This is a genomic window from Gudongella oleilytica (genome assembly GCF_004101785.1).
In the GTDB taxonomy this organism is placed as follows: Bacteria; Bacillota; Clostridia; order Tissierellales; family Tissierellaceae; genus Gudongella; species Gudongella oleilytica.
This window is the reverse complement of the sequence record NZ_CP035130.1, coordinates 1233719-1248876: the sequence shown is the minus strand read 5'-3', so window position 1 is coordinate 1248876 and position 15158 is coordinate 1233719. Positions and strand designations below refer to the sequence as shown.

Here is a 15158-nt window from a genome sequence, read left to right as displayed (position 1 = left end):
TTTTGTTATACTATTCCTACTAAGGAGGAAGGTATATGACTACAAGAGTTGGTGTGATCGGAGGCGGCCCTGCGGGTATAATGGCAGCGGGAGCAGCTGCCGGAAGAGGACATGACGTTACATTGATCGAAAAAAATAAACAGCTTGGAAAGAAGCTTTTCATAACAGGAAAAGGTAGATGCAACATTACAAACGCATCGCCGATCAGTGAGTTTTTTGATAATATTATAAGCAACAGGGAATTTTTATACAGCAGTCTGTATACATTCGATAATGAAGCAATCATAAGACTTCTGGAGAGCTACGGATTAAATACGAAGGTTGAAAGGGGGAACAGAGTTTTCCCTGAAAGCGATAAATCAAGTGATGTGATAAAGGCTTTTCAGAAGTACCTGGATCATATGGGAGCAGAAGTGCTATTAAATTCCAGGGTAAGTCACGTCTATATGGAGGACAACATCTTTATGGTTGTATTGACCACTGGAGAAAAAATGCAGTTTGACAGGCTGGTCATTGCAACTGGGGGTGCCAGCTACCCAGCTACCGGTTCTGAGGGTGACGGGTACAAAATGGCAAGGGCCTTCGGGCATACTGTAACTGAATTAAAGCCATCCCTTGTCCCAATTGAGCTTGAAGAGCCGTGGCTTAAGGACTTGATGGGATTATCCCTTAAGAACGTTACTCTGCGAGCCTATAGTGACAAAAAGCTTATACATGAAGAGTTCGGGGAGATGATTTTCACACATTTTGGCATATCCGGGCCTATCGTACTTACCATGAGCAACCATATTAACAGGCTGAAGAATAAACCAGTTCTTACTCTCGACCTTAAACCTGCATTGGATGATGAAACCCTTGATAACAGGCTATTGAGAGATTTTCAGGAATATAAGAATAAGCAGCTTAAAAACGCTCTGAATGATCTTTTGCCTCAAAAGCTGATACCTTTGATTATTCAGGTTTCAGGAATTTATCCCGAAAAGACCGTAAATCAGATTACAAGAGAAGAGCGAAGCAAACTTCTTGAGGCTATAAAGGCGTTTCCTTTGCAGTTCAAAGGCTTCAGACCTCTTGATGAAGCAATCGTTACATCAGGAGGGATCAAGGTCCAGGAGGTAAATCCATCGACCATGGAGTCGAGGATAGTGCCTGGCTTGTACTTTGCAGGTGAGATAATAGATATAGATGCTTTAACTGGTGGATATAATCTTCAAATCGCATATTCTACCGGCTATTTGGCTGGAATTAATGTATAAATAGCTTGTTTACCTACGCATGATATTATATAATTGTAAAGGAGAGTTTGTATGAGTGTAGTGTCAATACGAGGGGCTATTACTGTTGAGGAGAATACCCAGGAAGCTATCCTGGATGGAACTTTGGAGCTATTGGGGAAGATTGAGGAAGAAAACCATCTGCAAAGAGACAGGGTCGTCAGCATGATTTTTTCTGCCACCGGAGATTTGGATAAGGCATACCCTGCTAAAGCCGTCAGGGATATGGGATATGTAAATTGTGGACTTATGTGTTTTGGTGAGATGGCTGTGGAAGGCAGCCTTGAAAAATGCATTCGGGTTATGATTTTATATGATTCCGATGAAGGACAGGGAAGTGTCCGTCATGTTTATCTCAAAGGTGCCAGAAGCCTCAGGCCTGACTTAGCTACTTGATACAAACCACCCATGGGTGGTTATTTCTTTTTAGGAGGCACCGCGATGAAACATGTTTCAATAGCTATAGATGGCCCTGCAGGAGCAGGTAAAAGTACAGTAGCAAAGATAACAGCTGAAAGACTCGGCTTCCAGTACATTGACACCGGGGCTATGTATCGTGCGTACACTCTAAAGGTATTAAATAACGGCATTGATCCCACAGACGAAAGAATGGTACTGACCCTTCTTGAGTCTACAAATATAGATTTCAGGGATAACAGAATAATTCTCGACGGAGCTGCCGTGGATGATGAGATCCGTGAGGGAAGCATCACAAGGAATGTTTCCTATATAGCCAGCTACAAGGCTGTACGGGAGAAAATGGTCAGTCTCCAGCAGGAGATGAGCAAAAGGAAGTCTGTTGTGATGGACGGGAGAGATATTACGACGGTTGTACTCCCTTTTGCTGATTTTAAGTTTTTCGTAACTGCAACTGCAGAGGAAAGAGGCAGAAGAAGATACCTCGAGCTCCTTGAAAATGGCGTTGAGGGGATCACTCTTGAGGACACGATTGCGGATATCAAAAGACGGGATACCTTCGACAGCACCAGAGAGGAATCGCCTTTAACAAGAACCGATGATTCATATCTGGTGGATACGACTCACATGACTATTGAGGAGGCAGTGGAGCATATCATTTCCATTGTCAGGAATAGTAAAATCATGGCTGATGAGTCAGAAAACCAATTGGAATAAAGGGGGGAGAGTGGGATTGTTCTATACAGTGGTCAAAACTATAGCTTTTGTCCTATTTAAGATCATCTTCAGAGTAAGGGTAAGTGGGGCAATCAACGTACCCGCTGAAGGAAGACTGGTTTTATGTGCGAATCATATGAGCAACTGGGATCCCATTGTTCTTGCAGCTTTTTTCCCCAGGAAGATTGCCTGGATGGGGAAAAAAGAGCTTTTCGAAAAGAAAATCATGGCTATACCTTTGTCCTGGCTTGGCGTCTTCCCCGTAGACAGGCAAATTGCCGACATATCTGCAGTAAAAACTGCCCTTAGGATATTAAAGGATGAAAGAGTGCTTGGGATATTCCCCGAGGGTACAAGGGTAAAGGAATATAATCCTGATAATGCCAAGGCGGGAGTAGCTTTATTGGCCATAAAGGCAAAGGCACCGGTCCTCCCGGTTTTTATGAGGAGCACTTATAAATTATTTAGTCCAGTTGAGATCATCATAGGTAGTCCGGAGGATTATGCTGCAAGTAATCCCGGCAAACTTGAAAATGAAAAATATACAGAATTAAGTCAGGACATCCTGACAAGGATCTACACGTTGGGAGGTTAGACGTTGGAAATAATAATAGCAAAAAATGCAGGATTCTGTTTCGGTGTAGACCGAGCTGTCAAAATGACTCTTGAAGAGCTTGATAAGGATGGTGAAAGGGTATATTCTTACGGACCATTGATCCATAATCCCCAGGCTGTAGAAGAACTTGAGGAAAAAGGACTTACAACTCTTGAGAGCTTTGAGGACCTTGAGATGGGGAGGCTTATATTCAGATCACACGGGGTTCCGGAGACCATTCAGGATAAAGCTGAACAGATGGGTCTCTCAGTAATCGACTGTACCTGCCCATACGTAAAGGCAGTGCATAAAAGAGTTAGGGCTTACAGTGAAAAAGGTTATGACATAGTAATAATAGGAGATCCCGAGCACCCGGAGGTAGTAGGGATAAATGGCTGGTGCAACGACAAGGCATTCATCATCAATTCAGAGGAAGAAGCGATGCAGCTTCCAAAACTTGAAAAAGTATGTGTAGTGTCTCAGACTACCAACAGACTTGAAAAGTTTCAGCTTTTATCTGATATCGTCAAGGAGAAATCTGGAGAATCAGAGGTATTCAATACGATCTGCAATGCCACCAGAGCAAGGCAGGATTCAGCTGCAGAGCTGGCTCAAACAGTTGATGCCATGATAGTGATCGGCGGGAAAACCAGCTCAAACACGACCAAGTTAGCAGAAATCAGCAGAAAGTACTGCAATAATGTTTATCTTATAGAAACAGTGGAAGAATTAGCTTTACAAGAGCTACAAAATTTTAATACAATAGGAATAACCGCAGGTGCTTCAACACCTGACCGGATAATTAAGGAGGCTGTTAAGGTAATGGAGAACTACAACAAAGATGAGATGATGGAAGCAATCGAGAGCTCATTCAAGAGAATCAACAGGGGAGAGGTCCTCAAAGGAACTGTGCTCTATGTAACAAACAATGAGGTAATGGTCAATATCAATTACAAAAGCGATGGTATAATCACAAGAGATGAGCTGTCAAAGGATGGCGATGTAAATCCTAAGGACCTTTTCAAGGTTGGCGACGAGATAGACGTATTTGTAGTTAAGCTTGACGATGGAGAAGGAAACGTTGTTCTTTCAGCTAAAAGGGTTGGCTTCATTAAGGATTGGGAGGTTCTTGAGGAATCCTTCAAGAATGAGGAAATCGTAGAAGCAAAAGTAATTAATGCAGTTAAGGGCGGACTAACCGTCATGGTTAACAGTGTTAACGGATTTATGCCAGCATCACAGATATCAATGAGTTATGTTTCAGATTTGAACCAGTTCAAGGGTAAGACCCTAAGGGCTAAAATAATTGATTTCGATATACAGAAGAGAAGAATGATCCTTTCCAGAAAAGCGATAGAAAAAACTGAGTCCGATGCCAAGAGAAAAGCTCTTTGGGAGACGATAGAGGTAGGCAAGACGCTGGCAGGTACTGTTCAAAGACTTACTGACTTTGGTGCTTTCGTAGATCTTGGCGGAATCGATGGGCTTATCCATATTTCTGATCTTGCATGGTTCAGAGTCAAGCATCCATCAGATGTCCTTAAGGAAGGCGACAAGGTTGAGGTAAAGGTACTTGCATTTGATATGGATAAAAACAGAATATCACTTGGCTTGAAGCAAACTACAGAAGAGCCATGGGAAGTGTTTGTAAGAGACTATAAGGTCGGCGACGTTATAGAAGGAGAGATAGTAAACATTCTCGATTTCGGAGCATTCGTACGAGTGATAAAGGGAGTCGATGGATTGCTTCATGTATCTCAGATTTCCAAAGAACATGTCGAGAAGCCTTCTGATGTACTAAAGCTTGGTCAAAAGCTTATGGTAAAGATAACTGAGATCAACGAAGCTGACAAGAAGATCAGCCTGAGCGCAAAAGATGCAATTGAGGACTCAGTAGAGCCAGCAGAAGCAGAAATGGAAGCTGAGGCTGTTGAGGAACCCATCGCTGAATATACAGCCGTTGAGGAAACAGTTGCTGAAGAGGCAGTCGTTGAGGAAGCTGAAGCAGAAGAATCAGTTGCCGGTGATGATGAGGAAACTAAGTAATCGTGATCGAACATTCCAAATGGGTTAAATTAATTTTTAACCCATTTTCTTTTATGAGGAGGGATGAGGCTTGGATAAATATGAATTTTTAGAGCTATTGACCAATGGTCATGGTGTCTCTGGGTTTGAGTACATGTTGAGCAAGGCGGTAATAGACGCTTTTACTCCATTATGCGATTCAGTCAAGATCGATAAGATGGGCAATGTTATAGCACATAAAAAAGGATCTGGCGATGGAGCAGTCAAGATAATGATGGCAGCACATCTTGATGAGATCGGCTTCATGGTAAAATATATCGAGGATAATGGCTTTATAAGATTTACTACAATCGGCGGTATTGATCCAAGGACTACTATAGGGCAGGAGGTCTGGGTACATGGTGTCGAGACTATATTGGGTGTAGTTGGATCAAAGCCTCCACATTTGCAGGACGCAAAGGAGCAGGAGGAAGCTATAAAGCTTGAGGATATGATAATTGATACAGGCTATTCCAAGGAAAAGCTTCTGGAGTTAGTATCCATTGGTGATACTATTACTGTAAAAAGAAACACTGTTAAGCTATTGAACACCAAGGCTGCAGGAAAGGCTATGGATGACAGAGCAGGTGTTGCAGCTCTTTTAGAGACATTAAAAATGTTACATGGTATGAATCATTATCCGGACGTCTACATGGTCGCAACTGTTCAGGAGGAGGTATCGATGACTGGAGCCTTCACTTCCACCTATCATATCCAACCGGATATTGGAATAGCTGTCGATGTGGGTTTTGGAACGACTCCCGAGCTTGAAAAGGCAGATACCATTGAGCTAGGAAAAGGGCCTGGAATAACAATAGGCGGCAATGTCCATCCAACTCTCGTGAAGAGGTTGTTCGAAACTGGAAAGGTCCATGGTATCCCCTGTCAGAAGGATGTAGCACCAGGACCGACCGGTACCGATGCGAGAGCTATGCAAATCACTAAGGAGGGTATACCTGCACTTGTTGTATCGATACCTTTAAGGTATATGCATACCTCAGTTGAGCTTTTGGATCTCGAGGATATCCATCATACCGCCAGGTTGCTGGCTCAATTCACCAACTCTGTGAAAGAGGGAGAACTGGAGGGATTGTTATGTTTTTAAAGAGACTCACCGAGGCTTGTGGAGCCTCAGGAAATGAGAAGGAAGTCAGAGACATAATAATTCATGAGATCAGTCCCTTTGTCGATTCTGTTCGAATAGACGGGATTGGAAACGTAATAGCCTACAAGAGTGGTAAAACTCCTGCAGCAGGAAGGGTCATGGTAACTGCTCACATGGACGAGGTAGGTCTTATGATAAAGGAAATAGATTCTGCAGGATTGCTGAAATTCCTGACTGTAGGCGGTATAGATAAGAGAGTGCTCGTTTCCAAAACTGTTGTGGTAGGCAAGGATAAGATCAAGGGTGTAATAGGCTCCAAGCCGATACATCTTCAGAAGAGAAACGAATGGACCAAGGTCCTGGACATAAACGAGCTATATATTGATATTGGAGCATCATCCAGGGAAGAGGCAGAAAAGATAGTTTCTATTGGCGATTATGCAGTCTTCGATACTCAATACGAGGAGTTTGGAGATGACAGGATCAAAGCTAAAGCTCTTGATAACAGAGTAGGTTGTGCAATACTTGTAGAGCTTTTGAAGTCCTCAATTGACACTGAAATCCATGGTGTCTTTACAGTTATGGAGGAAGTTGGTCTGGTTGGAGCTGGGCCAGCCGCATACACTGTCGAACCTGATGTAGCAATAATACTTGAGGGAACGATCTGTTATGAGATGCCTGATCTGGATACATACGATATTCCTACTGTTATGGGAAACGGACCAGCAATATCTCTTGTTGACAGAGCAACAATATATGATGCAGCTTTCAGAAAATGGATAGTTGAGGTAGCTGAAAAGAATAACATTAAGTATCAGTACAGAAAGACTTCAATGGGGGGAAATGATTCAGGAAGTATCCATACCTCCAAAACTGGATGTATTACTACTGCTATATCCGTGCCTACGAGATATATCCACAGTCCTCTTTCTGTAATCAGCAAGTTTGATTATGATAATACTCTGGCATTGGTCAAGGCAGTCATATCTGATTTGGAAAAGGAGGCTTTATAATGGTTTTTAATAGTGAACTGCTTAAAAAAATTGTTATGGTTTACGGACCATCAAGTAGGGAACACCTCATTAGAGAGGTTATCTCAAATGAGATAAAAGATCACGTGGATGAATTGTCTACCGATGCCCTTGGAAATCTGATAGCACGTAAAAAAGGTCCTGGGAAAAAGGTGATGATATCTGCCCACATGGATCAGATAGGATTAATAATAACTGATATTGACAAGGATGGTTTTTTAAGATTTGGCAATATAGGTGGAATTTCACCTGCAGTAACCTTCAGTCAGAGGGTCATATTTGAAAACGGTACAGTTGGAGCGATATATTCTGAGCCTGTTGAGGACCTATCAAAGCTTAAGCTTGAGGATATGTACATTGATATAGGGGCTAAAACAAAGGAAGAAGCGGAGATGAGTGTGAGCATAGGTGATATTTGCGTTTATCACGCAGATTACTCTGAGAATTCCAACGTAGTCTTTACTCCTTATCTTGACGACAGAGTTGGTTGCTTTGTCGCTATTGAAGCTTTAAAGTCCATCCAGACGACCGAGAACGATCTGTACTTCGTTTTCTCAGTTCAGGAGGAGGTTGGTCTTAGAGGAGCCAGGACTGCGGCGTATGGAGTCGATCCTGATTTCGGTATTGCTGTCGATGTAACAATACATGGAGACACTCCAAAGGCGAAAAGATTTGCAGTCGGCCTTCATAAAGGAGCAGCAATAAAGGTAAAGGACAATTCTGTGATATCGCACCCTGTCGTCAGGGAAAGACTTGTTCATCTGGCAAAAGAGAAAGGGATACCATACCAAATGGAGGTCCTTGAATTTGGAGGCACTGACTCCGGAGCAATCCACATGAACAAGACGGGAGTGCCTTCTGGTGTAATATCGATACCAACAAGGTATGTACACTCCACGGTAGAGATGGCATCCAAGGAGGATATAACCAATTGTGTAGCCCTACTGACAGCATATCTCGAGGAAAGGCTGTAGGGAATAATATAGTAATCATTGAGGAGAGAAGCATTTAATGAAAAAGGTTTTAATTAATACTTTTGGCTGCCAAATGAATGAGCACGACTCTGAGAAGATCGCCTGGATAATGGAGGGTATGGGCTATGGTCCTACCATGGATAAGGAAGAGGCAGATGTTATTATATTCAATACCTGTGCAGTGAGAAAGAGTGCAGAGGACAGGGTTTTTGGACAGTTAGGCGAGCTGAAGGAGCTTAAGAGAAGAAAACCTGAGATTGTTTTAGCTCTTTGTGGCTGTATGATGCAAAGAGACGATATCAGAAGCTATTTTCTTAAGAAACACAGACACATTGACATAGTATTTGGAACAAATAACATACACAAGCTGCCACAGCTGTTAAACAGACATCAAGAAAGCGGAAAGCTTGTAGTGGATATTGTTGAAGACACCAGGGAAATAGAGGAATCAGTTGAAGCTGACAGGAAATACTCCTACAAGTCATATGTGAACATCATGTATGGGTGTAATAACTTTTGTACCTACTGTATCGTTCCTTATACGAGAGGCAGGGAGAAGAGCAGGGATCCAGAATCGATTATCAGGGAAATAACTGATCTTGCGGCGAATGGGACCAAGGAAATAACACTGCTTGGACAAAATGTAAATTCATACGGTAAAACACTTGACAGAGATTATAGTTTTGTTGACCTATTAAAGGATATCAATGAGATTGATGGAATTGAGCGCATAAGGTTTATGACCTCACATCCAAAGGACTTTTCCAGAGAACTTGCCCTGGCTTACACAAGCCTTGATAAGCTCTCTCCGCACCTTCACCTTCCGGTACAATCGGGGAGCAACAGGATATTGAGGAGTATGAACAGGAACTATACCAGAGAGGATTATCTTGAGAAGGTATCCTGGATAAAGGAACTGGTTCCTGATATTTCGATTACGACAGATTTGATCGTGGGCTTTCCTGGTGAGACCGAGGAGGATTTTATGGATACCGTAAGGCTATGCCAGGAGGTCAGATTTGATTCTGCCTTCACATTTCTTTATTCTGTAAGGGAGGGAACAAAAGCAGCTTCCATGCATGACCAGGTGTCTGATGAATTAAAGCATGAGCGATTCCAAAGACTTCTTGACACGCTTCATCCAATCGGACTTGAGCTCAACAGGAGGCTTATCGGGACCATACAGAAGGTCTTAGTAGAAGAGGTCAGCAAGAATGACGAGAACATGCTCAGTGGAAGAACAGATGGTGGAAAACTGGTCCACTTCCGAGGAACCGAGGATTTGATCGGCAAACTTGTCAATATTGATATACGAGAAGCAAAGACATTTACTCTTGAAGGAGTTCTGGTATAAAGGGAGGATAATATGAGTCAGCTGACGCCTATGATGCAGCAGTATATGGCCATGAAAAATCAAAATAAAGATTCCCTGCTTTTCTTCAGAATGGGCGATTTCTATGAAATGTTTTTTGAGGATGCCAAGATAGCATCAAGAGAGCTTGAGATTGCACTGACAGGACGAGACTGCGGTCTTGACGAAAAAGCTCCTATGTGCGGTGTACCTCACCATGTGGCAGAGACTTATATTTCCAGACTCGTTGACAAGGGTCACAAGGTTGCTGTCTGTGAGCAAATGGAGGATCCTGCACTTGCAAAAGGACTGGTGAAAAGACAGGTCACAAGGATAGTAACTCCAGGGACAATAATAGACCCAGGTGCTTTGGATGAAAAGACTAATAATTTTCTTGCCTCGGTTTATTTTGATGATTATGGTGCGGGAATATCCTATGTTGACAATTCTACAGGTGAAATGTTTACAACTGAGTTTATTGGTGAGATAGAGAACAGCTCAAGGTTCCTTCTGGATGAGCTTGGAAAAATCATGCCTTCTGAAATAATATGCAATAACGGTTTAGTAGACAATAAAAAAATTATGTCGACTATTAAGGTAAAAATAGATCCATACATCAACCTTGTGGAAGATCCATCTTTGAACATTGACAGCAGTCTTAAGCTGATAGAGGAATTTTTTGATGGTGACCCAAACGTAAGAAACCGGCTTAAGGGCAAGGTATACAGTGCGATTTCTGCATCCAGATTAATTGGATATCTGAAGGATACTCAATTCAACAGACTGGAGCATATAATGGAGCTGCAGCATTATGAGCCGCAACAATATATGCTTATGGACATAAGTACCAGAACAAATCTCGAGATACATGAGACTTTAAGGTCAAGAGAACGCAAGGGAGCTCTTATAGGCATACTTGACAAGACACAAACCGCTATGGGCGGAAGGCTGCTTAAGAAGTGGCTGGAACAGCCTTTGCTTGATAGGACCCAGATTAATTCAAGACTTGATATGGTCGAGTTTTTTGTTGATAATCCGATCACTCTTGATGAAGTAAGAGAAATTCTAAGAGAAGTGTATGATATAGAAAGACTTAGCAGTAAAATTGCTACCGGAAATTGTACTGCCAGAGATATGGCAGCTTTGAGGCAGTCTATCTCACAGCTTCCTCAACTGAAATCTATTTTGGACAGTACAGAGCTGGACAATCTTCAAAGACTGCAGGAAGAAATGGATCCTCTTGATGATCTGTATAAAATTTTAAATGAAACTATTATCGATGACCCTCCTCTTTCAGTTAAGGAGGGAGGCTTTATAAAGAGCGGCAGCAGTCAGGAACTGGATGAGCTGAGAAGCAGCGGGAGTATGGGAAAGGAATGGCTTGCCCAGCTGGAGCAGAAGGAACGTCAAAGAACAGGTATAAAAACGCTGAAGGTCGGATACAACAGGGTAATGGGTTATTATATCGACATTACAAAGACAAACCTTTCTTTGGTGCCAGATGATTATATCAGAAAACAGACTCTTGCCAACTCTGAAAGATATTATACTGAAGAGCTTAAAAGGCTGGAGGAAAAGGTAGTTGGAGCTGAAGAGAAGGCTGTTCAGCTTGAATACGAGATTTTCCAGGAGCTAAGAGATTACATTAAAAAGCAGCTTACGAGATTGCAGAAAACAGGAAAGCTCCTCGCAGTGCTGGATTGTATTGGAGGTCTTGCAAAAGTTGCTTCTGCCAATGGCTTTACAAGACCTAAATTAAACAACAGGGGAGTAATAAGCATAAGAGAAGGAAGGCACCCTGTAGTTGAGGCAGTCATAGAACACCAGTTATTTGTCCCAAATGATATCGAAATGGATAATAGAGAAAATATGTTGCACATAATTACAGGCCCAAATATGGCCGGTAAGTCGACCTTTATGAGGCAAACAGCCATTATAGTTCTATTGGCACAAATGGGATCCTTTGTCCCCGCCAAAGAGGCTGACATTGGAATTGTCGATCGAATTTTTACCAGGATAGGTGCTTCCGATAACCTTTCTCAGGGAGAGAGCACGTTTATGGTCGAAATGACTGAGGTTTCCAATATCCTGAGGTATGCAACCAAGCACAGCCTGCTGATACTCGATGAGGTAGGCCGGGGTACAAGCACCTATGACGGACTTAGCATAGCATGGTCCGTAATCGAGCATATAGCCGATCATATAAAAGCAAAGACCCTATTTGCAACACACTACCACGAACTTACTCAGCTTGAGTCAAAGGCAAGAGGTATAGTTAACTATACTATTTTGGCGGAAGAGAGAGGAGAAGACGTAGTCTTTTTAAGGAAGGTAGTAAGAGGGAGTACCAGTCAGAGCTTTGGGATACAGGTGGCTCGTTTGGCTGGGATCAGAAGGGAAATTATTCAACGGGCAAATGAAATATTGTCTATGATCGAGGGGAGCCATACCTTTAATCTTCATAAGCCCGTTATGAAGCCAAATCAAAAGCAATTGGATCTATTGGATTACAAAAAGGATTTCTTTATTGACAGAGTTAAAAATGTTGAAGTTAACCAGTTGACACCTATAGAGGCTTTGAATCTCCTCAACAGCCTTGTTGAAGATGCCAGGAATCTCAAGGAGTGACCCGCATGAATAAGATAAAGGTTCTGGATAGTATTACAATTTCAAAGATAGCTGCAGGTGAGGTGATTGAGAGACCAGCCTCTATAGTGAAGGAGCTGGTGGAAAATTCACTTGATGCAGGCGCAACCCAGATAATCGTTGAGACCCAGGATGCGGGGAAGTCTCTTATAAGGGTAACTGACAATGGAGAGGGAATGGATAAGGAGGATCTTCTGATAGCTTTTGAGAGACATACTACCTCAAAGTTATCTTCGGCTGAGGATCTTGAAAACATATCTACACTGGGCTTCAGAGGAGAGGCATTGTCAAGTATTGCTGCAGTATCTAAAATGGAGGTCATGACCAGAACTGATTTTTCAAGCTCGGGGATTCAGGCAAAGGTAGAAAATGCTGCAGTTATTGGAATATCTCCTGCAGGAACTCCGGTGGGCACAACTATGATAGTTAGAGAACTTTTTCAGAATGTACCCGTAAGGAGAAGGTTTCTTAAGAGCAACAGCACAGAGGATGGGCAAATAGGTGATATATTGGTTAAGCTTGCCATTGGAAACCCTGGAACTTCCTTTAAGTATATAAAGGATTCTAAAATAATATTCAGTACCAATGGGAAAGGGGATGCTTTTGCAGCTATATTTCAGCTTTTGGGAAGAGATGTTGCAAGAGGCCTTATACCTTTCTCGCTTAAGTCAGATAAATTGTCTATAGACGGCTTTATATCTAATAATAATCTATACAGAGGCAACAGAAACCATCAATATCTCTTTGTAAATGGAAGGTATGTTGTGGATTACAGATTATCAAGAATAGTCGAGCAGCAGTACAGCTCAATCATACCCATAAACAGATATCCGTTATTTGTATTATATTTACACATGGACCCAGCTGATCTCGATGTAAATATCCATCCTACAAAACAGGAAATCCGCTTTTCTTCAGACAGTAAGATATACGAGGCCATAGAGCTCGGGTTTAAGGACAGCTTAAGAGAATTGTTAAGAATCCCTGAGGTAAGAAATGAGAGTTTCAGACAGAATAAAAGTGAAAAAGAAGCTCCGAAGCTGTGGGAATTAAGCAGCCCTAAGAACGAGATCGAGCAGGTAATCACAAACTCAGCACTTGTAATCAGAGATTACACTGCGGTTGATTATGAGAAAACAGTGCCTTCAGATAATGAGAATTCTATCCACAATGGCGGAAATAAAGAATCAAGTGTACGAGAAGAGATCAATTTTGAGGCACTTAACCCAATAGGGGTCATTTTTGATACCTATATAATTACGGAAGACAGACAGGATGGATCTATGTGGATAATAGATCAGCATGCAGCCCATGAAAGAATAATGTATGAAAGACTCAAAGCAGACTTTTTGAGTGAATCTATAGCTGTTCAACAGCTTCTTTCACCAATAGTAATTGAGCTTACGCCTGGCGAATACAGGAAGACTATGGATAATCTTGAATTTTTCAATCTGCTTGGATTTGAGACGGAAGCATTTGGCGACAGAAGCATAATCCTGCGAGGCGTTCCAATGATATTCGGGAGTCCGGACGGCAGGGGTTTATTTATAGAGATTCTTGACGGTTTGGAGGAAGGTTTGACCCTCCCCTATGAAATAAGGCTTGACAGGATCATGAAAATTGCTTGTACCAAGGCTGTGAAGGCGGGAGATAAGCTGGATAATAGAGAAATAGACTCGTTACTGACACAGCTAATGGACTGCGAAAATCCACTTACCTGTCCTCACGGAAGACCAACAGTTGTCAAGATGACCAGACAAGAGCTTGAAAAGAAATTTTTGAGGATAATGTAGGTGAATGATATGAAGGAAAAGCTTGTAGTGTTGGCCGGGCCGACGGCAACAGGTAAGACTGATCTATCCATAGCCATTGCAAAGGCTTTGAATGGTGAAATAATATCTGCTGACTCGATGCAAATATATCGTTACATGGATATTGGAACAGCAAAGGTGTCAAGGGATGAAATGGAGGGCATACCTCATCACCTTATTGATTTTTTAGACCCCGATCAGGAATTTTCTGTTGCTATGTACAGTGAGTATGCCAAGAGTCTTATATCTGAAATCAACGAAAAGGGGAAACTTCCAATAGTTGTTGGCGGAACCGGTCTATATATAAACTCATTAGTGTATGATCTTGAATTTGGCAGAATAGAACCTCTGCCTGATTACAGAGCTGAGCTGGAGACGATGTACATGGAATCGGGAGGTCAGTACCTTCTGGATATGCTTAAAAAGGTGGATGAAGAGTCTGCATCCAGACTTGGACCAAAAGATAAAAAGAGGATAATCAGGGCTCTCGAGGTTTACAAGGCTACTGGCGAATCCTTAAGCGCACAGGGAGGCAGCTTCCGCAAGGAGACAGAAAGATATGAACTTTCATATTACTGTCTGAACATGGATCGGGAAAAGCTCTATGACAGGATCAATCATCGTGTCGATTTAATGATGGACAAGGGTCTGGCCGAGGAGGTCAAAAATCTCCTCCTTAAGGGATATCACAGAGAACTCCAATCTATGCAGGCAATAGGTTATAAGGAGATATGCCAATACCTATACGGAGAGTGCACTCTCGATGAAGCTGTCAACAGAATAAAACAGGGATCCAGGAATTATGCTAAAAGGCAATTGACATGGTTTAGAAGAGATAATAGAATTAAATGGATAGATATTGACACTTTTGATGATAAAGCTGATTTATTCAGCTTTCTTATAAATGATATAGAAAGGCTTAATGACAAGGAGGGTCTATAATGAAGCAAGGGCTGAACCTGCAGGACCAATTTTTGAACACCGCGAGAAAGGATGGTATCCTAATTACGGTTTTTCTTGTGAACGGCTATCAGATAAAGGGTTATGTTAAGGGATTTGACAGCTATACGATCGTATTAGATGCTGATGACAAGCAACAGTTGATCTACAAGCATGCAATATCCACAATAATACCCAACAAGGTAGTAAGCTTTGAATATTAGGATTAAAAGT

13 protein-coding genes are annotated in these 15158 nt (G+C 42.1%); all 13 read left to right on the top strand.

Annotated features, from left to right (window positions below; all coding sequences use genetic code 11):
• Nucleotides 1-35: 35 nt before the first annotated feature.
• The 13 genes from EC328_RS05835 (at nucleotide 36) to hfq (ending at nucleotide 15148) form a co-directional block, all read left to right on the top strand.
• A complete protein-coding gene (locus EC328_RS05835; RefSeq protein ID WP_128425923.1) occupies nucleotides 36-1256 on the top strand; it encodes a BaiN/RdsA family NAD(P)/FAD-dependent oxidoreductase in 1221 nt (406 codons plus the stop codon).
• A gap of 51 nt (nucleotides 1257-1307) precedes the next feature.
• Nucleotides 1308-1670: a chorismate mutase gene (aroH, locus tag EC328_RS05830; protein ID WP_128425922.1), complete on the top strand. Its 363-nt coding sequence runs from the start codon at nucleotides 1308-1310 to the stop codon at nucleotides 1668-1670.
• A 45-nt stretch (nucleotides 1671-1715) separates the two neighbouring features.
• On the top strand, nucleotides 1716-2408 hold the full coding sequence (gene cmk, locus EC328_RS05825) for a (d)CMP kinase (protein ID WP_128425921.1): 693 nt from the start codon (nucleotides 1716-1718) through the stop codon (nucleotides 2406-2408).
• Nucleotides 2409-2424: 16 nt separating this feature from the next.
• Nucleotides 2425-3003 carry a lysophospholipid acyltransferase family protein gene (locus EC328_RS05820; protein ID WP_240671455.1) on the top strand — a complete coding sequence of 193 codons (579 nt, stop codon included), beginning with the start codon at nucleotides 2425-2427 and terminating at the stop codon, nucleotides 3001-3003.
• 3 nt (nucleotides 3004-3006) lie between these two features.
• Nucleotides 3007-5049, top strand: coding sequence for a bifunctional 4-hydroxy-3-methylbut-2-enyl diphosphate reductase/30S ribosomal protein S1 (locus EC328_RS05815; RefSeq protein WP_128425920.1), 2043 nt, complete (start codon nucleotides 3007-3009; stop codon nucleotides 5047-5049).
• A gap of 70 nt (nucleotides 5050-5119) precedes the next feature.
• Nucleotides 5120-6172: a M42 family metallopeptidase gene (locus EC328_RS05810; protein WP_128425919.1), complete on the top strand. Its 1053-nt coding sequence runs from the start codon at nucleotides 5120-5122 to the stop codon at nucleotides 6170-6172.
• Entirely contained in the window at nucleotides 6163-7185 is a 1023-nt protein-coding gene (locus tag EC328_RS05805; protein ID WP_128425918.1) for a M42 family metallopeptidase, read from the top strand. Before EC328_RS05810 ends, EC328_RS05805 begins: the two co-directional genes overlap by 10 nt.
• The gene (locus EC328_RS05800) at nucleotides 7185-8177 is read left to right on the top strand and encodes a M42 family metallopeptidase (protein ID WP_128425917.1); all 993 of its coding nucleotides are present in this window, start codon (nucleotides 7185-7187) and stop codon (nucleotides 8175-8177) included. The genes EC328_RS05805 and EC328_RS05800 overlap by 1 nt, the downstream gene beginning before the upstream one ends.
• Nucleotides 8178-8214: 37 nt before the next feature.
• The gene (miaB, locus tag EC328_RS05795; protein ID WP_128425916.1) at nucleotides 8215-9531 is read left to right on the top strand and encodes a tRNA (N6-isopentenyl adenosine(37)-C2)-methylthiotransferase MiaB; all 1317 of its coding nucleotides are present in this window, start codon (nucleotides 8215-8217) and stop codon (nucleotides 9529-9531) included.
• Between the two features lie 12 nt (nucleotides 9532-9543).
• A complete protein-coding gene (gene mutS / locus EC328_RS05790) occupies nucleotides 9544-12156 on the top strand; it encodes a DNA mismatch repair protein MutS (RefSeq protein ID WP_128425915.1) in 2613 nt (870 codons plus the stop codon).
• 5 nt (nucleotides 12157-12161) lie between these two features.
• Nucleotides 12162-13967 carry a DNA mismatch repair endonuclease MutL gene (mutL, locus tag EC328_RS05785; RefSeq protein ID WP_128425914.1) on the top strand — a complete coding sequence of 602 codons (1806 nt, stop codon included), beginning with the start codon at nucleotides 12162-12164 and terminating at the stop codon, nucleotides 13965-13967.
• Between the two features lie 9 nt (nucleotides 13968-13976).
• Complete coding sequence (gene miaA / locus EC328_RS05780; protein WP_128425913.1) at nucleotides 13977-14927, top strand: tRNA (adenosine(37)-N6)-dimethylallyltransferase MiaA; 951 nt, start codon at nucleotides 13977-13979, stop codon at nucleotides 14925-14927.
• Nucleotides 14927-15148 (top strand): RNA chaperone Hfq, encoded by a 222-nt coding sequence (gene hfq / locus EC328_RS05775; RefSeq protein WP_128425912.1) that lies wholly within the window; start codon nucleotides 14927-14929, stop codon nucleotides 15146-15148. The genes miaA and hfq overlap by 1 nt, the downstream gene beginning before the upstream one ends.
• Nucleotides 15149-15158 lie beyond the last annotated feature (10 nt).